This window comes from Granulicatella sp. 20925_1_28 (assembly GCF_041433575.1).
Lineage (GTDB): Bacteria > Bacillota > Bacilli > Lactobacillales > Aerococcaceae > Granulicatella.
This window is the reverse complement of sequence record NZ_JAPWBS010000007.1, coordinates 60,376-84,195: the sequence shown is the minus strand read 5'-3', so window position 1 is coordinate 84,195 and position 23,820 is coordinate 60,376. Positions and strand designations below refer to the sequence as shown.

At 40.6% G+C, this 23,820-nt stretch carries 23 protein-coding genes and 1 other annotated feature (1 of these 24 only partly in view); of the genes, 3 read left to right on the top strand and 20 right to left on the bottom strand.

Going from position 1 to position 23,820, the window contains the following annotated elements:
• Positions 1–146: 146 nt before the first annotated feature.
• The 4 genes from O3793_RS05235 to O3793_RS05220 all read right to left on the bottom strand — a co-directional run bounded on the left by O3793_RS05235 (position 147) and on the right by O3793_RS05220 (position 4,124).
• Positions 147–1,991 (bottom strand): heavy metal translocating P-type ATPase, encoded by a 1,845-nt coding sequence (locus O3793_RS05235; protein ID WP_371446146.1) that lies wholly within the window; start codon positions 1,989–1,991, stop codon positions 147–149.
• Between the two features lie 212 nt (positions 1,992–2,203).
• The gene (locus O3793_RS05230; protein WP_048711049.1) at positions 2,204–2,482 is read right to left on the bottom strand and encodes a DUF6110 family protein; all 279 of its coding nucleotides are present in this window, start codon (positions 2,480–2,482) and stop codon (positions 2,204–2,206) included.
• A 152-nt stretch (positions 2,483–2,634) separates the two neighbouring features.
• Positions 2,635–3,390, bottom strand: a complete 756-nt coding sequence (locus tag O3793_RS05225; protein WP_371446144.1) for a DUF4336 domain-containing protein — start codon at positions 3,388–3,390, stop codon at positions 2,635–2,637.
• 23 nt (positions 3,391–3,413) lie between these two features.
• Positions 3,414–4,124: a hypothetical protein gene (locus O3793_RS05220; protein WP_371446143.1), complete on the bottom strand. Its 711-nt coding sequence runs from the start codon at positions 4,122–4,124 to the stop codon at positions 3,414–3,416.
• 146 nt (positions 4,125–4,270) lie between these two features.
• Here O3793_RS05220 and O3793_RS05215 point away from each other — a divergent pair, with 146 nt between their 5' ends.
• Positions 4,271–4,630, top strand: a complete 360-nt coding sequence (locus O3793_RS05215) for a dihydroorotate dehydrogenase (protein WP_285252795.1) — start codon at positions 4,271–4,273, stop codon at positions 4,628–4,630.
• Between the two features lie 284 nt (positions 4,631–4,914).
• On the opposite strand, the gene O3793_RS05210 is transcribed toward O3793_RS05215, so the two are convergent.
• The 14 genes from O3793_RS05210 to O3793_RS05145 all read right to left on the bottom strand — a co-directional run bounded on the left by O3793_RS05210 (position 4,915) and on the right by O3793_RS05145 (position 16,367).
• Positions 4,915–6,168 (bottom strand): NAD(P)/FAD-dependent oxidoreductase, encoded by a 1,254-nt coding sequence (locus O3793_RS05210; protein WP_371446142.1) that lies wholly within the window; start codon positions 6,166–6,168, stop codon positions 4,915–4,917.
• An 88-nt stretch (positions 6,169–6,256) separates the two neighbouring features.
• Positions 6,257–6,706 carry a hypothetical protein gene (locus O3793_RS05205; RefSeq protein WP_048711054.1) on the bottom strand — a complete coding sequence of 150 codons (450 nt, stop codon included), beginning with the start codon at positions 6,704–6,706 and terminating at the stop codon, positions 6,257–6,259.
• Between the two features lie 57 nt (positions 6,707–6,763).
• Positions 6,764–7,213 (bottom strand): hypothetical protein, encoded by a 450-nt coding sequence (locus O3793_RS05200; protein WP_048711055.1) that lies wholly within the window; start codon positions 7,211–7,213, stop codon positions 6,764–6,766.
• 70 nt (positions 7,214–7,283) lie between these two features.
• Positions 7,284–7,733 (bottom strand): hypothetical protein, encoded by a 450-nt coding sequence (locus O3793_RS05195; RefSeq protein ID WP_371446141.1) that lies wholly within the window; start codon positions 7,731–7,733, stop codon positions 7,284–7,286.
• A 20-nt stretch (positions 7,734–7,753) separates the two neighbouring features.
• The gene (locus O3793_RS05190) at positions 7,754–8,203 is read right to left on the bottom strand and encodes a hypothetical protein (protein ID WP_371446140.1); all 450 of its coding nucleotides are present in this window, start codon (positions 8,201–8,203) and stop codon (positions 7,754–7,756) included.
• 13 nt (positions 8,204–8,216) lie between these two features.
• Entirely contained in the window at positions 8,217–8,729 is a 513-nt protein-coding gene (locus O3793_RS05185) for a hypothetical protein (protein WP_371446139.1), read from the bottom strand.
• Between the two features lie 113 nt (positions 8,730–8,842).
• Positions 8,843–9,229, bottom strand: coding sequence for a RidA family protein (locus O3793_RS05180; RefSeq protein WP_371446138.1), 387 nt, complete (start codon positions 9,227–9,229; stop codon positions 8,843–8,845).
• A gap of 10 nt (positions 9,230–9,239) precedes the next feature.
• Entirely contained in the window at positions 9,240–10,469 is a 1,230-nt protein-coding gene (locus tag O3793_RS05175; protein WP_371446137.1) for a MalY/PatB family protein, read from the bottom strand.
• Positions 10,470–11,143: 674 nt separating this feature from the next.
• Positions 11,144–11,785: a CBS and ACT domain-containing protein gene (locus tag O3793_RS05170; RefSeq protein ID WP_371446136.1), complete on the bottom strand. Its 642-nt coding sequence runs from the start codon at positions 11,783–11,785 to the stop codon at positions 11,144–11,146.
• 2 nt (positions 11,786–11,787) lie between these two features.
• Positions 11,788–12,492, bottom strand: coding sequence for an ABC transporter ATP-binding protein (locus tag O3793_RS05165; RefSeq protein WP_371446135.1), 705 nt, complete (start codon positions 12,490–12,492; stop codon positions 11,788–11,790).
• Positions 12,493–13,263, bottom strand: a complete 771-nt coding sequence (locus O3793_RS05160) for an ABC transporter ATP-binding protein (RefSeq protein ID WP_371446134.1) — start codon at positions 13,261–13,263, stop codon at positions 12,493–12,495.
• Positions 13,263–14,225: a branched-chain amino acid ABC transporter permease gene (locus O3793_RS05155; protein ID WP_371446133.1), complete on the bottom strand. Its 963-nt coding sequence runs from the start codon at positions 14,223–14,225 to the stop codon at positions 13,263–13,265. Before O3793_RS05155 ends, O3793_RS05160 begins: the two co-directional genes overlap by 1 nt.
• A gap of 9 nt (positions 14,226–14,234) precedes the next feature.
• Entirely contained in the window at positions 14,235–15,116 is an 882-nt protein-coding gene (locus tag O3793_RS05150; protein ID WP_371446132.1) for a branched-chain amino acid ABC transporter permease, read from the bottom strand.
• 93 nt (positions 15,117–15,209) lie between these two features.
• The gene (locus tag O3793_RS05145; RefSeq protein WP_371446131.1) at positions 15,210–16,367 is read right to left on the bottom strand and encodes an ABC transporter substrate-binding protein; all 1,158 of its coding nucleotides are present in this window, start codon (positions 16,365–16,367) and stop codon (positions 15,210–15,212) included.
• Between the two features lie 255 nt (positions 16,368–16,622).
• Here O3793_RS05145 and O3793_RS05140 point away from each other — a divergent pair, with 255 nt between their 5' ends.
• Positions 16,623–18,077: a M protein trans-acting positive regulator PRD domain-containing protein gene (locus O3793_RS05140; protein ID WP_371446130.1), complete on the top strand. Its 1,455-nt coding sequence runs from the start codon at positions 16,623–16,625 to the stop codon at positions 18,075–18,077.
• Between the two features lie 530 nt (positions 18,078–18,607).
• Here O3793_RS05140 and O3793_RS05135 read toward each other — a convergent pair.
• Entirely contained in the window at positions 18,608–19,621 is a 1,014-nt protein-coding gene (locus O3793_RS05135; RefSeq protein ID WP_371446129.1) for a lipoprotein, read from the bottom strand.
• Between the two features lie 156 nt (positions 19,622–19,777).
• On the opposite strand from O3793_RS05135, the gene O3793_RS05130 reads away from it, so the two are divergent.
• Positions 19,778–21,562 (top strand): glycerophosphoryl diester phosphodiesterase membrane domain-containing protein, encoded by a 1,785-nt coding sequence (locus O3793_RS05130; RefSeq protein WP_371446128.1) that lies wholly within the window; start codon positions 19,778–19,780, stop codon positions 21,560–21,562.
• 776 nt (positions 21,563–22,338) lie between these two features.
• Here O3793_RS05130 and serS read toward each other — a convergent pair.
• Positions 22,339–23,616: a serine--tRNA ligase gene (gene serS, locus O3793_RS05125; protein WP_371446127.1), complete on the bottom strand. Its 1,278-nt coding sequence runs from the start codon at positions 23,614–23,616 to the stop codon at positions 22,339–22,341.
• A gap of 58 nt (positions 23,617–23,674) precedes the next feature.
• Positions 23,675–23,820, bottom strand: a binding site (T-box leader); it runs 67 nt beyond the window's last position.

Below are 23,820 nucleotides of genomic sequence, written 5' to 3'. Positions count from 1 at the left end.
TAGTATATTGTTCATATGGTCATCATCCTTTTGTTTTAGGTTTCAGCGCTTTTAATATAATGGATGTTGGCCTTTTTGTATACACTAAAATAGGGTTGGTGGAAAATTTCCATCAACCCTAAAAATTATAGAACCTTTTTATTTTATTATTGAATATACGTCAAACTCTTACCGATAATGAACGTTGTAGTCACATTATGTAATATCGCTAATAGACTAGGAGAAACCATATCAATCAAACCTAATCCCATTAAGAACGAATTAATACCCACTGTGTGTTTTAAATTGGCATCTAATTGGCGATTTAGCTGTTCGGTTATATTTTCCAAAACCTCTAATCCCGTTAACTGTTCATTTAAGAATAAGATGTCGCTGGCTTGACGAGCAATATCTGAAGCACCTGCCATAACAATACCTACATTTGCAAGAGAGAGTGCAGCAGAATCATTAATTCCGTCTCCAATCATCAAAACATGATGACCTTCTTCTTGAAGCTGCTCAATTACTTGATGCTTTTCTTCTGGCTTCACTTGTGTATAAACTCTGTCAAATGGAATCAGCGAACAAATTGTTTCTGTACGTTTTTGTGTATCTCCTGTAAGAAGTACAATCTGTTTTCCTTTTTCTTTTAACTCTTTCAATAATGCAATCGCTTCTCCTCTTAACGGAGTATCAATAAGGAAAATGGCAATTAATTTTCCGTCATAACTTAAATAAAGTAAGTTGTATTTTTGGCTATATTCTTCAATTACTGCTTTTTGCTCATTGGAAATAGTCGTCTTCTCGTCTTCTAATAATTCCAAACTTCCGATGACGACTCTTTTTCCATCAATCGATGATACGATTCCTTTTGAAGCTACGTGAGTTAATTTCCCATGCATTTCCTCATGTTCAATCCCCTCATCTTCTGCCTTCTTAACAACAGCCGTCGCAATCGGGTGGTAAATATGTTCCTCCAAACAAGCTGCAATTCGTAAAACTTCCTCATCATCGTATCCTTCATACGCAATAATTCGTTGAATTTTTGGAACTCCAGTTGTCAATGTCCCCGTTTTATCAAAAACAAAAGTATCAACTTGTGCATATTCATCTAAAGAATTAGATCCTTTAATGACAATCCCCTGATTAGAAGCTGCCTTAATGGCTGTTATATAAGTAGCTGGTGAAGATAATTTTAACGCACATGAATAATCTACTAATAGGAAAGTGAGTGCTTTAGAGACTGAGCGTGTGAATAAATACGTCAACGCCATCCCTATGAAATTATATTTCACTAACCCATCTGCTTTTTCCATTAATTGCTTTTGCTGTTTCGATTGATGAAATTCACTCGATTTAATCAGCTGAACAATTTGCTGCAAGCGTAAGTTTTGTTGCTTATTCGTCACTTCTACTAGTAGCTCGCCATGCTCTACAACTGTATTAGCGTAGACCATATCCCCAATCTTCTTAGAGACAGGGAAAGACTCACCTGTTAATGAACTTTCATTTAAGTAGCCTCTTCCATTGACAACTCTTCCGTCAAAGTAAATTTCTTGACCTTCCGTAGCAACGAAAACATCTCCTACTTCAACATGATTGCTCATTTTTTTGAAGCGCTCGCCTTCTTTTTCAATCCATATTTCATAAATATTATTTGTTAAGTTCTTTTCGAGCTCTTCAATCGATTTCTTTTGGGACCAGTCATCTAAATCGTCTCCTAAATTTAATAGGAACATAATCATATCTGCAGTCTTATGATCTCCCATCGCCATAGAAGTTGATATCGCCACAAAATCGAGTAAACTCATAGAAAGTTTTTTCTCACAAATTGATTGGAAAGCAGCCTTTCCAAACTTCACCATTTTCATAAGTATCCATCCCATACGAATAGGTGTAGGAAGAAGGACTTTTGAAAGCATTCTTCTATAGAGATGCGTTGAAATAATATCATATGGTGAAGAAGCTACTAGCCACTGGACTTCATTTTGTTTTTCAATTACGTTCTCCATTTGAATCAAAGATAAAAACCTTTGAACTTGTTGAACTTTCCCTTGAGTAAAATAAACTCCTACATGTTTTAAATCTTTATAAAAGTGCAGTTTTTCAATACCTGGGACTGTGCAAGCTAGTTCCTCTAAATACATTTGGACTGAATGCGGACATGTAAAAGGGAGTTCTAAACGTACTCTAGAGTTTGATTGATGTTTAATAATAAACTTCATTATTTTTCACTAGTTTCTACTACTAATTCTGCACTTTTTTCTTCAGCATATAAGTCTTTTGCTTCTTCTAAGACATCATCTGCATGTTGTTTTACAGTAGAAACAGTTGCGTCAATACCATCTTTTAATTTATAAGAAGTAGCGACCGCTTTAGCATATACATGCTTTGCGTCTTTGCTCGCTAATAGTTTTAATCCTAACGATCCAAATAAAACTCCTCCCGCAAATACACTTGATTTTTTAGCAAATTTTCCTAAACTAATAAGTTCTTTAATCATTATGATTACCTCCATTTTTTCTAATTAGAATTATTCAATTCTTATTATAGTATACAGATTTAAACTCCGAATTTCAATAATGAAAAATTTAAGATTCTGTTGGTCTCTTTCGCTTTCAAACTAAAAACTACCTTGTTTTTCTACAAGGTAGCTTATTTTTTCTCTAACCAAAAGAATGCCTGTGGTAATTTTTCCTCAGCATTTCCAATAAAACATTTTCCATGTGCAAATAGAACATTGACAGGATTCCACGCTTTTATTTGTTGATAACACTTTTGCGCTGTTTCCTTATTAAAAAAGAATGTCATTCTTAAATCTCTTGGAGTATGCCCGTTTGGATATGCATTATCCCCTATTTTAAACAAGAAACGATGCAAACATGAACACTCTTCTCCAACTTCAATATTCTCAATCAAGTCCGTTAGAATTAACGTTTTACTCTTTTTGTGGAAAAATACTGACTCTTCTATAACCGCACTTCCTTCAAACGGAAGATAATCAATTTCGTCTAGCCAGCTAATGTCGATGCTTTTATCTAAGATTGTATAACTTTGGATAGATGAAGAGTTGTCAAAAATTTTCTCCAATCCTTTTGTCGCCCAAAGTTTCGCATCCGGATAGGCTTGGCTCCATTCTTCCATATATACATAATGCAATTTATTTGGAGCAACTATATGTTTCACATGACCCAGCGCATCGATTTCACTTCGCAACTGCGGTGTTAAATGAATAGGAGAATGAATCCATAAGTCATTATTTTCCAATCGCACCACTGTCATTCGAGTGCTAAATGGTACTTGAGTGATTTTAAAATTCATCTCAACAATTTCACCATCAACAATCCAGATATCCTCATCGATAGCCTTCAACGCATACAATGGCTCATATAGTTTCACTGAACATTTCATATAAATCCACCAATTTTTATAGACTAATACACTTCATAATTTGTAATCAGCGGGGAGTTTTTCTTTAGAAGTTTTTGGAGACGTTTATGGTATTGCGCAGGGAAGACCATATTTTTGGCACGCAACTCTCTCTCATGCAGCACTTTTGCCACGTGATCCGCGAAGCTAAGGCAGTTTCTCGTCCAACCATTATAGGTCATGAATTTTGAACGATTGAATTTATAAAACACGGTATCCATCTGTTGCGCCATAAAGTACACGTACATTTCCTCAAAGCGGTCAAAGGTCGGATTATAGTACACCGCCTCGCTCGTTGGTTGCCACAGCGTCGTCGGCTCTAATATTTTCTTCAAATACGCATGAATCTTATCCATCTGCTCATCCGTCACAGCAATCGTATAAATATGCAACGCTTTTTGGTAGTGGTTTTTACAAAAGAGCATATACTCCTCGCGCGGTGCTTTAATCAGAACGCCTTCTGCAATCCAGCCCCCGAGCTTCAAGTCGCGCTCATCATAGTTCCCATAAGAATAGACGTAGCCATCGATACATAAATCCACGTGCCCCAGCGGACCATTGCCACGCTCAGCCACATGCACGAAAATCTCGAAACGACTCTTGGCAAGCGGCGGGTACGCAATTGGATAAGGGACAAATGGGTCCGGCATATTTACTTTTGGGAATGAGTGTAGTACTTTTCGTACAACCTTCTCCATTAATTTCTTCTCTGCCATCACAAACTCCTCACACTGTCAATAGGCCTATTGTAGCATAAATTCACGGTGTGTTCAGTTACTTTTAAGAAAAAGTCCTTTCTTAATAACTTTTCATATTTTATATTGAACAGGTATTTTTAATTCAGCAATACAGGTAAAATAAAATGAGCGAAAAAGTAGTAGGAATATTAAATGATAAAATTATAAACCTTTTAAATCTCGATCCTGATTTGGAAGGAAAAGAAATTTTTCTTTCTTCTAAGCGGAAAAAGCATATGAAAAAACATAAGAGAGAATTTTTGGATTTTGAAAAGAGTTTTAATGAAATAAATCTGGTTATTAACGAGCCTAACTACGTTGGTTTACACCCAGATGGTCAATCAATTCAGTTCATTAAAGTGACAAACGAAAATGTTCTGTTAGCTGTTAAATTAGATAAATATCTAGACGTAAGAACAATGTACGTTATTACCGATAATAAACTGCAAAACTATTTGAATAGTGGACGAATTAAAAAGTTTTAAGTATAATATATTTACAAAGAACATTGAGGATAGAACAGGCAGCTATCGCACCCTTGTGGTCTGAAAGAGATGTGGAAAGGTCACTCCACCAATGTTCACTTTGATAAAGCGGTCTTCGGACTGCTTTTTTATTTTACACAACAAAAAACCTCCCGTTTCTGACGGGAGGAAAAAAGGATAGAGTTTTATTTACTTGGGAGTAAATAATTCTTATTTGGGAATACAGTTACTATAACCAAACTTTATGAAGAAATTGTGATGTTTAATCCCAATTTTCTAGAAATTTAATACCCCAAAGATGCATGCATACCGGCAACGTAACCCGTTACAAAGGCTGCGGTGATATTGTACCCACCTGTGTACCCGTGGATGTCTAACAACTCTCCGCAGAAATACAGCCCTTGGGTTAATTTTGACTCTAAGGTTTTCGGGTTCACTTCTTTCAAATGAACGCCTCCACCTGTTACAAACCCCTTCTCAATCGGCAATGAGCCATTGACAGTAAAGCGGAAATTCGTCAGAGCTTCTTTAATCTGTGCCCAGTTGGCCTCACTTAAACGATTCACAGCTGTTTGGTCACTAATCCCCACTCTTGCTAGTAAAAACTCTACATAACGTTCAGGAAGTAACCCTTTTAAATGATTTTTAATCGATTTCAGAGGCGCATCCTCCACAAACGAACGGAATTGCGCATCGAGTTCAGCCTCGCTCATATCCGGTAATGCATTGAGACTCATCACAACTTCCTTCTTGCCTTCTTTCTCCTGCACTTGATGCACGAAACTTGAACAACGTAAGACAGCAGGACCGCTCACCCCAAAATGCGTGAAAATCATATCCATCTGATGCGTCACAACAGGCTTCCCTTTACCGTTTAAGACACTAAGCGCCACATTGCGAAGCGACAACGCACGAAGCTCGCCCTTCTTGATGAACTCCTCGCCACTCGTTAGCGGAACTTCTGTGGCAAAGAGCGGTGTAATCGTATGGCCAGCTACTTTCGCGATACCATACCCGTCTCCTGTCGACCCCGTCTTCGGATAAGATTTCCCACCCGTCGCCAAGATAACCGCATCAGTTTCGAGTTGCTCGCCATTATCCAGCTCCACTACTCGCACGGCTCCATCGCTCAAACGAATCGTCTTCACTTTCACATTCGTACGCACTTGCACGCCTAATTTCTTAATCTCCTGAATAAACGTCTCTAGAATCGTCTTTGCCGAATCCGTCACTGGGAACATACGCCCGTGATCCTCTTCCTTTAATCGCACGCCGCGACTCTCGAAGAACTGAATAATATCCTGATTATCAAATTGCGAAAAGGCACTATATAAGAAGCGTCCATTCCCCGGAATGTGCTTCACGATTTCTTCTGGGGTACGACGGTTCGTCACATTACAACGCGTTCCACCCGTGTGTAATAATTTCTTTCCAAGTGTTGGATTCTTCTCAAGCAATACAACTTCAGCCCCATGCATCGCCGCACTGACTGATGCCATCAATCCGCTCGTTCCTCCACCAATAACAATAACTTTCATACTTGCCTCCAATTTTCTTTGTCCAAACCATTATAAAGCATGCAAAATAAAAAAGCCTAGAGAAACTCTCTAAGCTTAAAGTTATCTATCACTCTTTAAAGTTTTTCGCGCATAGGAAGTAAGAAACGCCTGAAAGAACCGACAAACATCCACCCATAAGCAACGGGCCAAAATACAATTCTAAGCCTCTACTGAAACTACTGATGATATTTATAACGACTGCATTGATTGCCTCTAAACCTGGAACTGTTGCTAGAAGTGTGAGTACTACCGGAATAAGCAGCACTGCCCCTGCTAAAACAAATAAGTTTGAGACTTTGTTAGGAACTCGTTCGTCATCTTTATAGTAGAGCGCACTTTTTATAGCGACAATGAATACGAGAGGATTCAATATCCACATACCATATTGAACGGTATTCTGTATCGAATCACTTTTCGCAATTGCCGCAAAAGTTAACAGAAATGGTGATAGGACTGAAAAACCACCACCAATAAACCCTACCAAAGCACTAATCATTGCCCATTTTTTATCTTTCATCAAATACAATCCCCTTTTAATCGGTTTACCGAATTTTCTATATCCTATATTGCACCGTTACTCTTTAAAGTTTTTCAAGCAGACCGCATACCCAATGCCGCTCAAAATCGATAGAAGGGCGACAAATACTAACAATAGAAATAAGAGAGAGAAGGCATCCTGTACAGCAGGAATAGCACTAAACAACCAATATAATAAGTCATTTAAGAAGGGAATACGGCCTACAATAAAAATGAAGATTGGAGTACAGCCGATAGCCCCTGATAAGACAAACGTATTAGCTACGAATGTAGAAACTCTGTCATCTCCTTTATAGTAAAGTTTACTCTTCAAAGCCACACAGAAAATCGCCACATACGTACACAGCATTAGAATTGCTATGAAACCCATCGCCGATCCGTTTGCTCCGATTCCTGCAGCGAGTAATACCAAGGGAGACACCATTAAAAATGCCCCTCCAATAATGCCCACATACGCACTCCAGATTGCCCATTTTTTACTTTGCATATTTTCTTCTCCTTAAAGTTTTTAGTCTCAAATCCCCTTAATAAAAGCCAACTGCTAACTTTGTTTCTCTCTATTCTTTAAAATTTTTCAGAGAAGAAGCGTAACCGAGTCCACTAATAATCGAGAGCACCCCAACAACTACGATAGGCGGAAAGAGAATGAGAAAAATATCTACCTCTTCCTCAACCAAATCAAAGAATTGAAGTACAGCTCGATCTAAGAAGAGAACTTTACTGAGTATCACGATAAGAATTGGGGCACACCCTAAAATCCCTGCCAGTAAAAACAAGTTCGAGGCCCACTTCTTAACTCGGGAATCTCCTTTATAATAAATAGCACTTTTAAGAGCGACTACGAAGATGGTCACATAAGTAGCCACTATCAGTAGGGCTGCTATCGTAAATAGGAACCCATCTGCTCCAAGCCCTGCAGCGAATAGCACAACAGTAGCCACTAGCAAAAGTGCTCCTCCCTTAATACCGACCTGAGCACTTCGCAATGCCCATGTTAATTCTTCCATCTTACACCTCTTTCTTAGTCCTAATCCTTAAATTTCCTTAGACAAATCGCATAATAAATGCCCCAGACCACGGATAAAATCGATGACAGAAACATTAGACCAAGTACACGTTCAAAGCCCTCACTTCCGTCGAATAACGCGTCCATTATCCAATCAACGAGTCCGCTAAACATTGGAATATTTACCAAAGCAAGCAGTAAGGTGACAACGAACCCTACTCCGCTTGAGGCCACAAATAAATTGGCACCCACCTGATTCACACGTTCATCCTCTTTATAATAGTGCGCACTTTTCAACGCTACGAAAAAAATAATTCCAAATGTCGTCACTAATAACGCAAGGGCCACCATTGCTCCATCACGACTGGCGCCAATTCCGGCCGCCAATAACACCAATGCGAAAAAGATCGCTAAAGGCCCACCTAGAATCCCCACAAACGTACTGATTTTGGCCCATCTTTTATCTTTCATCTTCTCAACTCCTCTAACTGTCAAATCGATTTAACGAAATTAAATATCCAGCTCCAGAAATCAATCCCAATAGTCCAGAAACTCCGCCCGTGATAATGAGAACGGATCCCATTCCACCGATTTGAAGTGTCACATCATTGATGCCCGTTAATCCTGGAATATAGGAAACGAGAACCGGAAGAGTCGCAATAACTCCTAAACTAGCCGCCAGTAAAAAGATTTTCGTAATCCAATACGGAACTTCACCCGTCTTTTTATAATAGCGATGACTAATTCTAGCGACAATAAACATCACCCAAATAAACGCAACGAGATAACTAAACATCGTCTGCGTTTGGTGCAGAATCTGAAGTGTTTCTTCTGAGGGTGCGGTAAATGGAAAAACAATACTAAAAATGACAATCGAAAAAATATTCGGCAAGATATAAGACGGCGCCACAAAGATGAGTCCACCCCATACAATTCCTAGTATTCCGCTTAACAACGCCCATAGTTTTGATTTTTTTGGTTGTTCTACAGCCTGCACTCATAACGCCTCTTTTCTTCTTGTTTCCCTTATTTTATCACAACCGCTTGCACCTTAGAAGAAAATCCCCAACAAAAAACACCTGCGCCAGATGACGCAAGTGCCTAATTCATTTATCCTTTTACAGCAATCGCTTGGATTTCCACAAGAGCATTCTTTGGTAAGGCTGCTGCTTGGAACGCCATACGCGCTGGATAAGGAGAAGCAAAATACTCTCCATATACTTCATTCATGTTCGCAAAGTCGTTGATGTCCGCTAGTAGCACCGTTGTTGATACGACCGCATCCATCCCTAGCCCTGCACTTTCTAAAATCGCACGGATATTTTTCAATGATTGATGAGTTTGGCTAGCGATATCACTTCCTGCGAACTCCCCTGTTTCAGGAACGATTGGCAACTGTCCAGAGACGACAATCGTTTCTCCTGTGTAGGCTACCCCTTGTGAGTAAGGCCCGATTGCTTTTGGAGCCTGTTCTGTTTGAATTACTTTCTTTGTCATGGAAATCCTCCTAGTCTAATGGTGGCACAGTGTCCACGAATACATATTTTTTCATACGGTCAAATGCTTCTACAAGACGCGCGTACGGCAATGCGAGGTTGATACGAATACATCCTTCGCCGAAGAACATCTTGCCGTCTTGCCAAGCCACGCCGACATCCCAGCCGCGTTTTTCCAGCTGTTCGAGCGTCAGATTTTGTTTTTTCAAGAACTCAGAACAATCGATAAAGAGCATGTACGTGCCTTCAGGTTTTGTGACTTCCACGCCGTCAAATTCACGGTGAATAAAGTCGCACGCGTAGTCCGCATTCTTCTCGATTACTTCACGCAACTCTTCCAGCCACTCGTATCCTTCTTCTTGATACGCCCCGATTAACGCATGCATTGACATCACATTCATCGCGTTATAATGCGGCTTCGACCCTTTTGACTCCACGCGGTCTCTTAAAGCATCATTGTAAATCACATGATAACTTCCCACGAGCCCTGCCAGGTTAAACGTCTTACTTGGTGCATACATGGCCACGGTGCGATTCTTCGCATCTTCTGAAATCGACTGTGTTGGGATATGCTTATGGCCTTTAAAAATAATGTCCGACCAAATTTCATCCGACACGACAATCACATCATACTTGCGATAAATTTCCATCGCGCGTTCAATTTCTTCTTTCTCCCACACACGACCACTTGGGTTATGCGGAGAACAGAAAATCGCCACATGAATCTTATGCGCTTTGATTTTTCGCTCCATATCCTCAAAGTCCATACGATAAACGCCCTGTTCATCTTTCACAAGCGGGCTATGCACAGCTTTCAATCCATTATCGTTTAACGACTGCGTAAAACCGACATAGGTTGGACTATGCACTAATACCGCATCTCCAGGCGCAGCATAAGAAGTTAAGGTCGAAACGACTCCCCCAAGCACGCCATTTTCATGCCCGATATGCTTACGCGTTAACCCCGTCACTTGATGGTGGCGCGCATGCCACTGAATAATGCTCTCGTAGTACTCTTTAGAAGGCATAAAGTACCCGAAAATCGGATGTTCCAATCGTTTTTGCATCGCCGAAATCACCGTCGGAACAGTTGGAAAACTCATGTCCGCGATCCACATCGGAATCACATCGAAGCCTTTCTTCGGTCTATCTGGCGACTTCCCTGGAATCAACCCCAGCCCATCAACAGCCAGCGCGTCCATTCCACGTCTGTCATATTCCGTAGTAAAATCAAATTTCATCCGCAAAACCTCCTTGAATCTCCCCACCATTATACACCGTCCCCCGCCTCCACTCAACGCCCTCCGCGAACTCCTCCAAGCGACACTACGTGATAAGCGCGCATCACAAAATAGGTTAAAAACGAAGACTGAGCTCGATGCAAGTTGTTTCATAAAAAGCGTAATTCTCGATGAAAAACAACCTAGGGTAGCGTTGCAAAAAAATCCTTGGACTCTATAGTCATAGAAATGGGAGCAAGACAGAAGAAACTTGTTTCTTCGTTGTCTTGCCCCCGCAAGGACAAATAGGATTGACCTAGCCTAAAAAGGCGAAGGTCAATCCATTTGTCTACTGCGTCTAACTCTTTGCAGTTTTTTCATAATGTTCACCAGTCCGGTGCAGTTGTTTCTATCACTTTCTAAATGCTCGTCTCGTTTCTTGCCAAAGATGAAGTCTGGACTCCGCCAAACGACATCACGTGATTAGCGCCGTTCACAAAATAGGTTAAAAAACGAAGTCTCCCTAGGACTCTATAGTATGAACAATAGAGAGATGCAACCGATGTGAATTACTGCCGCTGTGAAATTTATTTCCAAGCGGCAGTTTGAAGCTCGGTAGGAGCCAAGACGTAGGCTTGGCCCGGTGCCTCTATTGTCAATACTATGAAGATGTCCTAGGGAGACGCAGTTTTAACCTATTTTCTCATCGCTGAAATCACGCGATAGCCTTTTTGTGCGATAAAGTCCGCCACTTCATCGGGCTCAGTAGAGTCCACATGAAGCACCACTTGCACCTTCCCATCGCGATGGTACACAGAAATCGTCGAAACGTTCACATTGTTTTCGCGCAATACATTTGAAATTTCTTCCAGAGGACCAGGTTTATCCTCATTGATTTCAATGAATAAACGAGAACCTGGAGTGTTGTATCCAGAAATTTCGATAAAGGCATCGAAAATATCTTTGTCGGTAATAATTCCTTCCACGTGCCCACGCGCATCTACGACTGGCAAAACGCCGACTTTTTGTTGACGCATCAGTGACGCAGCTTCTTCTAATAATGTATGAGCCTTCACTGTTAAAACTTGCTTTTGCATAATTTCGCTCGCAGCCGTCTTGTTTAATAAGTAGTTCAACTCATGCATCGATAGGCTTGTCGCCATTGAAGGTGAGTGACCAGCCACTAGTTCTTCTGTGAGTAAGCCGACTAATTTCCCATCTTCCACAACTGGCAAGCGGTGAATGTCGTGCTCCTTCATTAAGTCTAGAGCTTTCATCACCGTTGTTTCAGGCGTTACTGTAATAACGTTGGTTGACATATAATCTTTAACTTCCATGATTACCCTCCTAGATATGCTTTCTGAATTTCATCACTTTCTAACAACTCTTGTCCTGTACCGCTCAGTACCACTGATCCGGTTTCTAGTACATACGCACGATTTGAAATCGACAATGCCATTTTCGCATTTTGCTCGATGAGTAAAACCGTTGTCCCTGTCTTTTGGATTTCTTGAATGATTTTGAAAATCTCGCGGATGAAGATTGGCGCTAACCCCATTGAAGGTTCGTCGAGAAGCAATAGTTTTGGACGGCTCATTAACGCACGGCCCATCGCTAACATTTGTTGTTCCCCACCAGAGAGCGTTTGTGCATCTTGGTCTTTACGTTCTTTCAAGATTGGGAAACGCTCGAAGACAGCTTCCATATCTTTTTGAATTTCTTCTTTATCCTTGCGTAAAAATGCCCCTAGTTCAAGGTTTTCTTTTACCGTTAATCCTGGGAATACGTGACGACCTTCCGGCACTTGCACGAGCCCTTTCTCAACGATTTTCTTCGCAGATGTCGAAGCGATATTCTCACCTAAGTAGACGATTTCGCCTTCTGAAGGATGGATGAGGCCTGATAAAGTCTTCAAGATGGTTGACTTTCCGGCACCGTTTGCCCCGATAAGCGACACGATTTCCCCTTCGTTAACTGTAAAATCGACATTACGCACGGCTTGAATCATTCCGTAATGAACTGATAAATTTTTAACTTCTAACATCTACTCACCTCCTAAGTACGCTTTAATTACCGCTGGATTTTGTTTGATTTCTTCTGGAGTTCCTTCTGCAAGCAATCTTCCATATTCCAACACGTAAATGCGTTGGCAAATTTTCATGACAAGCGACATATCGTGTTCGATTAGCACAACGGTTAAATCGAATTCTCTTTGAATTTTGGCAATCAATTCGGTTAATTGAGCCGTTTCTTGAGGGTTCATCCCTGCTGCAGGCTCATCTAAGAATAAGACTTTTGGTTTTGTCGCTAAGGCACGAACAATTTCCAATTCACGTTGTTGCCCATAAGCTAAGTTTTTCGCCTTTTCATCTTTGAGTGTATCTAACCCGAAAATCTTTAGCAATTCAACCGCTTCTTCGCGCATTTTTTCTTCTGTATCATAGTATTTCTTCGTACGGAATAATGTTGAGAACAATGAATCACTCGAGTGTGCGTGCATGGCAATCATTACATTTTCGAGTACTGTTAAATCTTTAAACAAGCGAATATTTTGGAAGGTACGTGCCATCCCTAGGCTTGTCCGCTTGTAAGGTGGAAGTCCGTTTAAGTTTTTCAACTGTCCGTCCACTTCTAAGCTAACTGTTCCTTCTGTTGGCTCATAAACTCCTGTTAACAAGTTGAAGAAAGTCGTTTTCCCAGCCCCGTTTGGCCCGATGAGTCCGATTAACTCGCCCTTGTTTACTTTCATTGAAACGTTAGAGACCGCAGAAAGTCCGCCAAAGTTTTTTGTTAGTCCATTCACTTCTAATAACATTACTTCCCACTCTCCTTTGTTTCTTTCTTCTTAGAAAACTTGAAGTCTCCTAGTTTGAATTCCCAAGTACCAAGCAATCCACCTGGACGGAAAATCATGATTAAGATTAACGCTACCGCATAGATGATCATTCGTAATTGTCCAAATGGTTGTAGGACAAGGTTGATAATTCCTAGTAATACGGCTGCCACGAATGAACCTGTGAAGCTTCCGATACCACCGAATACCACGATGATTAATACATCGATTGATTTCATGAACGTGAAGTCACTTGGTGTAACTGCCCCAAGTGTTGTTGCAGAAAGCGTTCCACCGATACTTGCAGTGGCTGCTCCTAATACGAAGGCCAAAATTTTATATTTCGTCACTTGAACCCCCATCGATTCCGCAGCGATTTCGTCTTGTAAGACCGCATAAGTGGCACGACCTGCACTACTGAAGGTGTAGTTCAAGATTAAGATGGTTGTTACTACGAGTGCGATATACGTAATCGTCCATGTGTTTGTTAAAGGCACCCCACTGATACCAGCAGCCCCATTTGTGATTTTCATGTTTGTCACGGCTACACGGATGATTTCCGCAACCCCTAGAGTCGCAATCGCTAGGTAGTCCCCTTTTAAACGAAGCGTTGGTAATCCAACAAGGAACGCGACGATAACAGAGATGACAACTCCGACTGCCATCCCAGCAAATAATCCAGGAAGGCCGTTCATCATTTTTCCAAGAATAGCACCGCTATAAGAACCAATCGCGATAAACCCGGCATGTCCTAGTGAAAACTGTCCGGCAACCCCAAGAATAAGGTTCAATCCAACCGCGTAGATGATATTGATCATGATATTAATGAAGGTACTTTCGTAGTAGAAGTTAATCACTCCTGTTTGTACAAGTATGAAAAGAAGAGCGTACATTCCTAATGCGAACAGCGTCCAACGAATATTCTTTTTATGAAATCTTTGCATCTTCTTCACCTACACTTTCTCTCTGACATTTTTACCAAACAATCCAGCTGGTAACACGATTAAAATAATGAATAATAGGAAGTAAACGACTCCGTCACGATATGGTGAGTAACCGAAGAAGCTTACCATTGTTTCTAATAGACCGATGAGGTACCCACCGACCATGGCCCCAGGAATGCTACCGATACCACCAAGTACGGCCGCAACGAAGGCTTTTAGTCCGACTGTAATCCCCATTGTTGTTGAGATGGTATTGTAGTACACCCCAACAAGCACACCGGCAATCCCGGCAAGCGATGAACCCAGCGCAAATGTAAAGGAAATCACTCCGTCTACGTCAATCCCCATGAGTTGAGCGGCTTGCTCATCCACGGCAACCGCACGCATGGCTTTCCCCATTTTTGTATAACGTACGATAAATTGTAATAATGCCATTAAGACTACGGTAACCCCGAAAATCAAAATTTGTTTTCCGTTGACAGAAACGTCTCCAAATAATGTGATTGTTTCAGTTCCGAAGTCAGAAGGAAACGGACGCGATTCCGCTCCAAAGAAATAACTCATTGCATTTTCTAATAGGTATGAAACCCCGATAGCCGTAATCAACGCGGCTACACGAGTCGAATTACGAAGCGGCTTATACGCCACACGTTCAATCACAACCCCTAAGACCGCACAGGCAACCATCGCTACTAAAAGTGCTACGAATACATTCATCTTCAAGACCATTACGGCAAAGTATCCAATGAACGCCCCCATCATGTACACATCCCCGTGTGCGAAGTTAATGAGCTTAATTGTCCCATAAACCATGGTATATCCAAGTGCAATCAACGCGTAAATACTTCCGACTGCAAGCCCGTTTACCAATTGTTGAACTAACAACTCCATATATTTTCTCCTTTCAAATCTATCCTTATCTAGTGGAAAAGAGAGGCGGAAGTCCCCTTCGTGCCTCTCTTAAAAAATACTGTTAAAACTAAATTACTCAGCTGAGTACTCTTGAGCACTTACTTCTTGTCCGTTTTGGAACTCGATGACAACTGCTGATTTCACTGGTGTGTGGTCTGCACCCATTGAGAATGTACCTGTGACACCATCGAAGTCTTTTGTTGCTGCTAAAGCTTTTGTGATTGCTTGAGGATCAGTTGAGCCTGCTTTTTCGATAGCTTTCATTAACAATTGAGTTGCATCATAACTTAAAGCGGCGAAAGTATCTGGGTTTGAACCAAATTTTTCTTTGTACGCTTTAACGAACGCTTGAACGTCTGCATCATCACTTAATGTTGAGAAGTGTGATGTGTAGTAAACGTTAGAAAGGTTTGAGCTGTTACCTGCTAATGCTGCTAACTTGTCACTTGAAAGTCCGTCCCCACCAACGATTGGTTGAGTGATACCCATTTCACGTGCTTGTTTGATGATTAGACCAACTTCTTCGTAGTAACCAGGAACATATAATACATCGAAGTCTTTAGATTTCAATGTTGTTAATACTGCTTGGAAGTCTGTGTCTTTTGATTGGTAGTATTCACGAGTGACAACTGTTCCACCGATCTTGCTGTCAGTGTAAGTTTTTTCAAAGGCATCTGCTAACCCTTTAGAGTAGTCATTACCTGTATCTTGTAAGATGGCTACTTTAGCATTTCCGAATTTCTTGTGTACGAAGTTCGCTCCTACAACTCCTTGGTAGCTGTCAGAGAAACATACACGGTAGATGTATTCATATACTGAAGATGCATCTTCTGCGTTTTTCAATGTAACGCCGTCCCCTGTTGTTGCTGGGAAGACTGTTGGGATTTTTGCTTGTTCGTTTACTGGGATTGATACTGAAGCATCCCCTGTTGTTGCTGGTCCGACTACGCCGACCACTTTTTCAGAAGCTAATTTCTTCGCTACTGAAGCTACTTCTGTTTTGTCTGATTTGTTATCGTATGAAACGTATTTTAATTCCTTATCTAATAACTTCCCTTTTTGTTCAACGGCTAATTGAGCCCCGTTGTTCATAGAGGAACCGTAAGTCGCTACGTTCCCTGTTAACTCGAAGTTCCCTCCGATTTTGACTGTATTACTATCTGCTGCGTTTCCACAACCTGCTAAAATTGCTGCAACCACAGCGCCTAATGTGAATTTCTTTAATTTCATAAGATCCCTCTTTTCATGAATGAATTTTTCAACTTGAGAGTAGTATATAATATTCTGACAATTCATGCAATAGAAATCTATAATTTTTTTGAAAAAATATTTTGTTTACATTTTTATCGTTTTCATTTTCACGATTCTTAGAACTATTTTCATTTTTTTCTAGTTAGAAATAGGTACTATTTACACCTAAAGTGTGATATATTGTAGTTTAGCAATTTAGTGTGTGACACAACTAACAAGAAAAGGGAGAAAGAAATGAGAGCATTACTTTCAAAAAATCAAAATCGACAAATTGATATTGTCGACTATTTAGTTCAAGCAAACGGCTGGGTTCATATCGACGAACTTGCAAAACACTTTAAAGTTTCTACTCGTGCCATCAAAATCGACCTCGCATTTTTACGCGATAAAATTGATGGACTCGACATCCTCTTCTCAACGAATGGGGTGCGTATCGAATTACCAGAGAATTTAAGTACCGAAGTCGTCTATCCTTATTATTATTCACATTCTATTTGCTACGAAATTCTGGAACAATTATTCTTACACGAAGAAACCACTGTTACAGAAATGACACAAAAACTGTTCATTACGACTTCAACATTGAATCGTTACATTCAAAAAATCAATACTAGTTTAAAGAAAAAATTCGATTTCCAAATTTCAAAGAAAAACTTGCAATTTATTGGAAATGAACAAGACATTCGCTTCTTCTTCGTTCAATACTTTGCTGAAAAGACAGGCTTCTTCGAATGGCCATTCGACTTTGTAGACGAAGCTTCTCTAGAAAAAATTCTAGTAGACCTCTTCAAGTCTTCGAACTTCCCACAAAGCTTTGAAGGTTACCGTGTCTTCAAGATGATTTTCACGGTTAACTTCTTCCGATCTTATCAAGGGCATTTCGTACAAAACATCGAAGCTAAAGATAAATTCTATGATTATTACAATCAATTAGACGGCCTAAACGAAATCGTTGAGCAATTCGTTAAAGAAACAGGAATCATGGTCACTCCAGAAATTCTGGAACAATCCTTCTCCATTTTCTTACAACCGCACTTCTTCTTAACGGTTGAAGAATTCTCAGCCGCTCGTCAGGAAAAAGTTCGTGACCGCCTATCGTTCGATACATTAGTCACGAATATCCAAAGTCTTGAAAAACGTTACGACTTGAAATGCGAAAACTATGATTTACTATTATGGCACTTACACAACACGTCTCAATTAGAGCGTATCGAAGTGCACTCAGACTTCATCTTATTCGATAAGAAGAAACCATTGATGAACTTCTTCAAGTCGCTCTCTCCTGAGTTCTACAATGATGTTGCAGCACTTCTTGAGCAATATCAACAAGAAATCAAGAACGTGAAGCGTCAAAGAAATATCTCGCACTTGATTTACACCTTCTACACGCACTGGGAAGGTCTTGTCGCTCAGTTACAAGCCAAGCAAGATAAAATCAAGGTATTAATCTTAAACGATTTTGATGAGTACTATCCAAAATTCTTGGCATCCTATTTAGAACACAACGCGGCGAACCGCTTCGAGTATCATACGTATGACCAGCTTGAAATCTCCTTAGATATTCTAGAAAAATCTGATTATAAGATTATTTTGAGCAACTTTGCTCTTCCTGAAATTAAAGGTAAAACGGTAATCTGCTCGCATGATTTGAGTATGATTGATCTTGTCAACGAGTTGAATAAACAATAGAAAGATGCCCCTGCATTGCAGGGGCATCTTTCTGTTGCATAGCGCTTCTTTTGAATAAAAATAAAACTGGCGTTTTGTTTTACAAACCACTTCCAATCCTTGCGGATTAGTTTTATAACTACTGCGTTGGGGCAACGGATTGAGCCTTTCGTCTCAATTTCTACCAAGCTTCAAACTGACTCTACGGCTTTCACCCTAGAGTCAGTAATTCACATTGGTTGCTATCCCCCAATGCTGTGGTTATAAAATCCGCAAGTTTTTCGTGGTTTGTAAAATTTAAGTTTTTTTGCAAAAAAGTGAAGTGCGAGAAAGCGCGCTGTTATGAGGTTTTGAGCGAAAGGCGGAGAAAATGGGTTGGTGCTGGGGATGAGTCATTGCGGCTGGAAAACGTGATAGGTACGGTCTTTTTGAAGAAGCAAACGCTCCTGGCGTAACTTGCCCGAAATTCACTTATAAGTGAATTTTGGGCAACTCGGGTCCGAGTGCAAAAAAAGGCTTGGAGAGTGTACTCCAAGCCATTTCTATTTCAATTATTTAACTTCTGTATAACCGATTGATTCTAATTTTTGAGTTGCTGTAGAAAAGTCCGCATACGTTGTTGAAATGACACGTGCGTCTTTAAGTTCCATCTTGCCCTCTTCATTCGTTATAAGATTGGTAAATCCAACCGCATACACGTTTTTGAATCCATAGCTAGTTTCCACTTGAAGCGTCATTACTAAGTTCCCATTACCGCGAACAATCTCATCCCCATACGAATATGAATTGTCAACATTATTCGCTAGACCACGATAATAAGTTTTATCAAACGTTATCTTATCATTTCCGCTAAATTTCTTATTCACTTCTTCTTTTAGTTTTGCAATAATTTCGTCTTTGTTCTTAGCGTCATCAAGTTTTTCAGCAACTGTCTTCAATCCTTTAACAGGAAGTGTAAAGCTTCCGTCGCCTTCTAATACATAACCTCTGTCTTCTAATAAGTTAGCGAAATTACCGTCTAACACGATTTTGGCATCTTTTCCATTTTCTAATTTGCCATTGTTTTCAACTTTGAAACGTAAGAATGACAATTTAGAATCTGTCACATGAACTTCTGCACGGCCACCTTTGTTAAAGCCTTCCACTTCTAATGAAGTGATTTTCGCTAATTCTTCAGCCGTTAATTTCTTCGCTTCTTTTAATCCGCTAACTTTCACTTTTGTTTCTTTTGGAAGGTTAAAGTATTTTTCAGCATCTTTATCTGAAGAGAATGTGAAAGTAATTTCGTCGTTATTTGACAAGCCATCTGTTTTACTTGGAGTTGCTTTCACTTTTGTTGCAGCATTACGAACTTCTGCTTCTGTTTTCGCATCTGCTTTAGGGTTTGCTACTAAGAATTCTTTTACTAATTCTTGAGTGTCTACTTGGTATACAAGTTCCCCTTTTGTATCTAACCCTGTAAAAGTTGTTTTAATGTGGTCGCCAGCGTCTACTTTTTTCACACCACAAGCAGCAAGTAACACAGTTGCTACTAAACAGAATAATGTTAACAGTCTTTTTTTCATGATTCCCTCCTGAAAAGCTTTTCTATTATTTTGATTACTTTTCTCATTATAAGTTCTATTACATGATTTTTCAATACTATTTTGTATCGGCTTGCGCTTCTATTTCGTTCGTGCTAAGGTGAATCTAACGAACTTTATTTACACATCGGAGGCTTTATGAATCAAAAAATCCCCGTATGGAAAACCATCCGCTTTACATTAAGCAATTTGACGCAGAACAGCTGGATGTATTTACGCAATTCCATCTTTTTACAATTTTTTATTTCCGTGTTTGGATTTGGCTTTTTAACACTTATTTTTCGTGGAATGCTCTTTATGACAGGGCAATCCAATTTAAACTTCGCCAATTTTAAGACCGTTTTATTAAGCCCTTGGTCCATTCCATTATTCATTTTATATTTACTCTCATTCGCGTTTCTCATTTTCATGGAGTTCTCGATACTCATCTTCATGATTTACGGAACGATTCGCGGCATTCATTTTTCATGGCGAAGTAGTATTCAAAATGCATTTAGTGAACTCAAGCAATTATTGAATGGTCATTTTATTACGTTCTGGCTTTATTTTTTAACACTCTTGCCGATTATTAATATTGGGGAATTGACATTTATCTCGAAAAAAATCGCGATTCCCGAATTTATTACGGATGAACTCACTAAGACGAGTAGCGGAATGATTGTTTACACCGGACTGATTGTTGTCCTACTCTACTTTCACGCACGAAGCGCCCTTGCGATTCCACTTCAAATTCTTACCGACCAGCCTTTTACAAAAAATATTGTCACAAGCTGGAAGTTGACGAAGAAGAATACTGTGCGGTTGCTCTTTATTTCGGCAGTCGTCGAAGGGGTCCTTGCGATTCTCGTTATTTTTATCTCCCTTGGAAGTGTCGCCCTCGTTGAACTCCTAGACCCAGATGGTTCGAACACGCTTCTCTTAAGTAGTGTGTTAGCCATTGCCAAGTTACTGCAAGGCTTCATTATCCTTTATACAAAGATTGCTACGTTTATTTTTATGACGAAAATCATTCATGAGCATAAATTAGCTTCACTTGAAGTGTATCATCACCATGAAGAAATTAAGCATAAACGTAAAATCGTGACGGCCTTTGCTCTTCTCTTTGTAACAGGAAGCGGGGTTCTCACAACGCTCTCTACCTATAGAACGGAATCAGCCAACGACCCTATCATCATCGGTCACCGCGGCTATGTTAGTGAAGCCGTTGAGAACTCGATTGAAGGATTAAAAGCGGCTAAAGAAGCCGGCGCCAACATGGTGGAGATGGATATTCTCCTCACAAAAGACAATCAATTCGTCGTTATGCACGACTATAACTTGAAACGATTAGCAGGTCTAAATAAACGCTTTCAAGACATGACTCTAGACGAAGTTCACGGTCTTCCCATCGAACAAGACGGATTCACGAGTCACATTCCTACTTTTGAAGAGTTTTTCAAAGCAGCCAAAGAAATTGGCATGCCGCTTGTTATCGAGCTCAAGCCACATGGCGGCGAACCTGCCAACTACGTAGATCTTTTCATCGCGAAATACAAAGAACTCGCCATCGACAACTCAAACAAAGTCATGTCCCTTGATTTAAAAGTCATGGAAGAACTCGAGGCAAAAGCGCCCGAAATCACGACTGGTTTCGTGATCCCTATTCAATTTGGCGGTTTTGGAGACGCAAAGGTGGATTTCTACGTGGTGGAAGATTTTTCTTACCAGGAACTGGCGGTACTGCATGCGCAGGAGACAGGACATGAGGTGTTTGTCTGGACCATTAATACGGATGAAGCCCTCGAGAAATACGTAGACAGCCCGGCAAACGGGATCATCACAGACAAAGTCGCGCTTGCCAAAGCCATTCAAGAGGAGCACAAAACCAACAACAGTTTAATGGACCGCTTCTTACGTACGTTGAATGTGAGTATCGTTAAATAAAATAAAAACAAACCGCTTCTTACGCACGTTGAATGTAGGTGCCTCTATATAAATCGGATAGCTCGTTGAGCTTTTCTCAGGTATCTTCATAGTAGCGGTAATGGGACACCGGCTCGAGCCGAAGTCTCTCACCTTTAAATCCTCAAAGAGGGAGTAAGGAATCAATTCCTAACTCCCTCTTTTTCGCATTTAATGTCATTCCCCATTACTGCTACTATAGAACCTGAGAAGCTACGAGCTATCCTCTACGCTACTCCTCCACATTCCCACTAGCAAGAGCTTTCGTGTTTTTATTTGTTGCGCATTCACCCTGCTTAGAACCTGTGCATTCAACAATGTTGAGACTCCCAAAATGGATTGGTGAACGCGGTCTGTGTGAAGCGTATTTCTGGAGGACAGGGAAAGGGAAAGGAGGCAGAGAGTGCTTGGCACATACTCCCTCGTGTGACTTTCCTGGTGGACAAACTTTGAGGTACTTACCCAACATGAGGTATTTATAAAAAAGGCTTTGTTCCAATAAAAAGATGAAGGGTCTTCAAATTAAATAAGCGGAGGACTTCCCAGACTCTATAGTAAAAGCTATAAGGATTTGCAGCCGAAATGAATTAGAGGGGCACTGCGTTTTATCCGCAATGCCCCTCTTTGAAGTTCGGCAGGAGTTGAGACTTTGGCTCAACCCGGTGCCCTTATAGACTTTACTATGAAGATGTCTAGGAAAGCCCGAAGCTTATGACTGCTCCACCCTATTTCATCTTTTTATTGGAACAAAATTCCTTTTAACCAATTTTTGTAACGCCGCCCATGTATGGTACAAGTACTTCAGGGATTGTCACGCTACCGTCTTCGTTTTGATAGTTCTCAAGGATTGCCGCTACTGTACGCCCTACTGCCAATCCTGAACCATTCAATGTGTGCACCAATTCAATCTTGCCGCTGTCTTCACGACGGAAACGAATTTTCGCACGACGCGCTTGGAAGTCCACACAGTTTGAGCAAGAACTGATTTCGCGGTAAGTATCTTGCGCTGGAATCCACACTTCAACGTCATAAGTCTTCGCTGCTGAGAATCCCATATCGCCAGTACATAACACGATTGTACGGAATGGTAAGCCTAATCCGCGTAATACATCTTCTGCGTTGTCTGTCATTTTTTCTAATTCATCGAATGAATCTTCTGGTTTTGCAAATTTCACCATTTCTACTTTGTTAAATTGGTGAAGACGAATTAATCCACGAGTGTCGCGACCTGCACTACCGGCTTCAGAACGGAATGATGGGCTAAGCGCTGTGAAGTAGATTGGTAATTGCGCTTCGTCTAAGATTTCGTTTGCGTAGTAGTTTGTTAATGGAACTTCTGCTGTTGGGATTAATGTTAAGTTGCGTTCATCTGTTAATTGGAACACATCTTCTTTGAATTTAGGGAATTGACCAGTACCGTACATTGATTGTTCGTTTACCATGTATGGTGTGATCATTTCAGTGTAGCCATGTTTTTCAACGTGTAAATCAAGCATGTAGTTGTAGATCGCACGTTCTAAGCGGGCGCCAAGGCCTTTGTAGTATAAGAAACGGCTTCCTGATACTTTAGCTCCACGTTCGAAATCTAAGATATCTAGGGCTTCTGCCACTTCCCAGTGAGGTTTTGGTTCGAAGTCGAATACGCGTGGAGTTCCTTCACGGCGGATTTCAACGTTTTCTGTTTCGTCTGCCCCTACTGGCACGCCTTCTGCAGCTGTGTTTGGTAAGCGAGATGCGATGTATTCTACTTTTTCTTCCACTTCGGCTAAATGAGCGTCTGTTGCTTTGATGTCTTCGCCGACTTGTTTCATTTCAGCGATTTTCTCTGTTGCATCTTCCTTGTTGCGTTTTAGAAGAGAGATTTCTTCAGTTACCGTATTACGGTATTGTTTTAATTGTTCTGTTTTAGTGATGAGTGCGCGACGTTCTTCATCTAAGTCACGTAACTCTTCCACTGTTGCGCGGTCAACTCCACGGTTTCCTAGAGCTGTAGCCACTTCTTCAAAATTTTCACGAATGCGTTTGATATCTAGCATACTTTTCCCTCCATTTTGTGTTTTCAGTATAAAAAAATACTCCGTCCCAGACAAAAGTCTAAGGGACGAAGTAGAGTAATTTTCTTCGCGGTACCACCCGGTTTCAATGTTTCCATTGCGCTCATTTGTGGGATAACGGTTTTCGCCGGATAGCTTAATCAATGTTTTCGCTCTCGCACCGTATGTGGATTCGCTGGTCTCTCT

Bases quoted from the DNA above. Each gene is read 5' to 3' on its own strand.
- O3793_RS05235 (WP_371446146.1), bottom strand. From the start codon at position 1,991: ATGGAGAACGTAATTGAAAAACAAAATGAAGTCCAGTGGCTAGTAGCT.
- O3793_RS05230 (WP_048711049.1), bottom strand. From the start codon at position 2,482: ATGATTAAAGAACTTATTAGTTTAGGAAAATTTGCTAAAAAATCAAGT.
- O3793_RS05225 (WP_371446144.1), bottom strand. From the start codon at position 3,390: ATGAAATGTTCAGTGAAACTATATGAGCCATTGTATGCGTTGAAGGCT.
- O3793_RS05220 (WP_371446143.1), bottom strand. From the start codon at position 4,124: ATGGCAGAGAAGAAATTAATGGAGAAGGTTGTACGAAAAGTACTACAC.
- O3793_RS05215 (WP_285252795.1), top strand. From the start codon at position 4,271: ATGAGCGAAAAAGTAGTAGGAATATTAAATGATAAAATTATAAACCTT.
- O3793_RS05210 (WP_371446142.1), bottom strand. From the start codon at position 6,168: ATGAAAGTTATTGTTATTGGTGGAGGAACGAGCGGATTGATGGCATCA.
- O3793_RS05205 (WP_048711054.1), bottom strand. From the start codon at position 6,706: ATGAAAGATAAAAAATGGGCAATGATTAGTGCTTTGGTAGGGTTTATT.
- O3793_RS05200 (WP_048711055.1), bottom strand. From the start codon at position 7,213: ATGCAAAGTAAAAAATGGGCAATCTGGAGTGCGTATGTGGGCATTATT.
- O3793_RS05195 (WP_371446141.1), bottom strand. From the start codon at position 7,733: ATGGAAGAATTAACATGGGCATTGCGAAGTGCTCAGGTCGGTATTAAG.
- O3793_RS05190 (WP_371446140.1), bottom strand. From the start codon at position 8,203: ATGAAAGATAAAAGATGGGCCAAAATCAGTACGTTTGTGGGGATTCTA.
- O3793_RS05180 (WP_371446138.1), bottom strand. From the start codon at position 9,229: ATGACAAAGAAAGTAATTCAAACAGAACAGGCTCCAAAAGCAATCGGG.
- O3793_RS05175 (WP_371446137.1), bottom strand. From the start codon at position 10,469: ATGAAATTTGATTTTACTACGGAATATGACAGACGTGGAATGGACGCG.
- O3793_RS05170 (WP_371446136.1), bottom strand. From the start codon at position 11,785: ATGGAAGTTAAAGATTATATGTCAACCAACGTTATTACAGTAACGCCT.
- O3793_RS05165 (WP_371446135.1), bottom strand. From the start codon at position 12,492: ATGTTAGAAGTTAAAAATTTATCAGTTCATTACGGAATGATTCAAGCC.
- O3793_RS05160 (WP_371446134.1), bottom strand. From the start codon at position 13,263: ATGTTATTAGAAGTGAATGGACTAACAAAAAACTTTGGCGGACTTTCT.
- O3793_RS05155 (WP_371446133.1), bottom strand. From the start codon at position 14,225: ATGCAAAGATTTCATAAAAAGAATATTCGTTGGACGCTGTTCGCATTA.
- O3793_RS05150 (WP_371446132.1), bottom strand. From the start codon at position 15,116: ATGGAGTTGTTAGTTCAACAATTGGTAAACGGGCTTGCAGTCGGAAGT.
- O3793_RS05145 (WP_371446131.1), bottom strand. From the start codon at position 16,367: ATGAAATTAAAGAAATTCACATTAGGCGCTGTGGTTGCAGCAATTTTA.
- O3793_RS05140 (WP_371446130.1), top strand. From the start codon at position 16,623: ATGAGAGCATTACTTTCAAAAAATCAAAATCGACAAATTGATATTGTC.
- O3793_RS05135 (WP_371446129.1), bottom strand. From the start codon at position 19,621: ATGAAAAAAAGACTGTTAACATTATTCTGTTTAGTAGCAACTGTGTTA.
- O3793_RS05130 (WP_371446128.1), top strand. From the start codon at position 19,778: ATGAATCAAAAAATCCCCGTATGGAAAACCATCCGCTTTACATTAAGC.
- serS (WP_371446127.1), bottom strand. From the start codon at position 23,616: ATGCTAGATATCAAACGCATTCGTGAAAATTTTGAAGAAGTGGCTACA.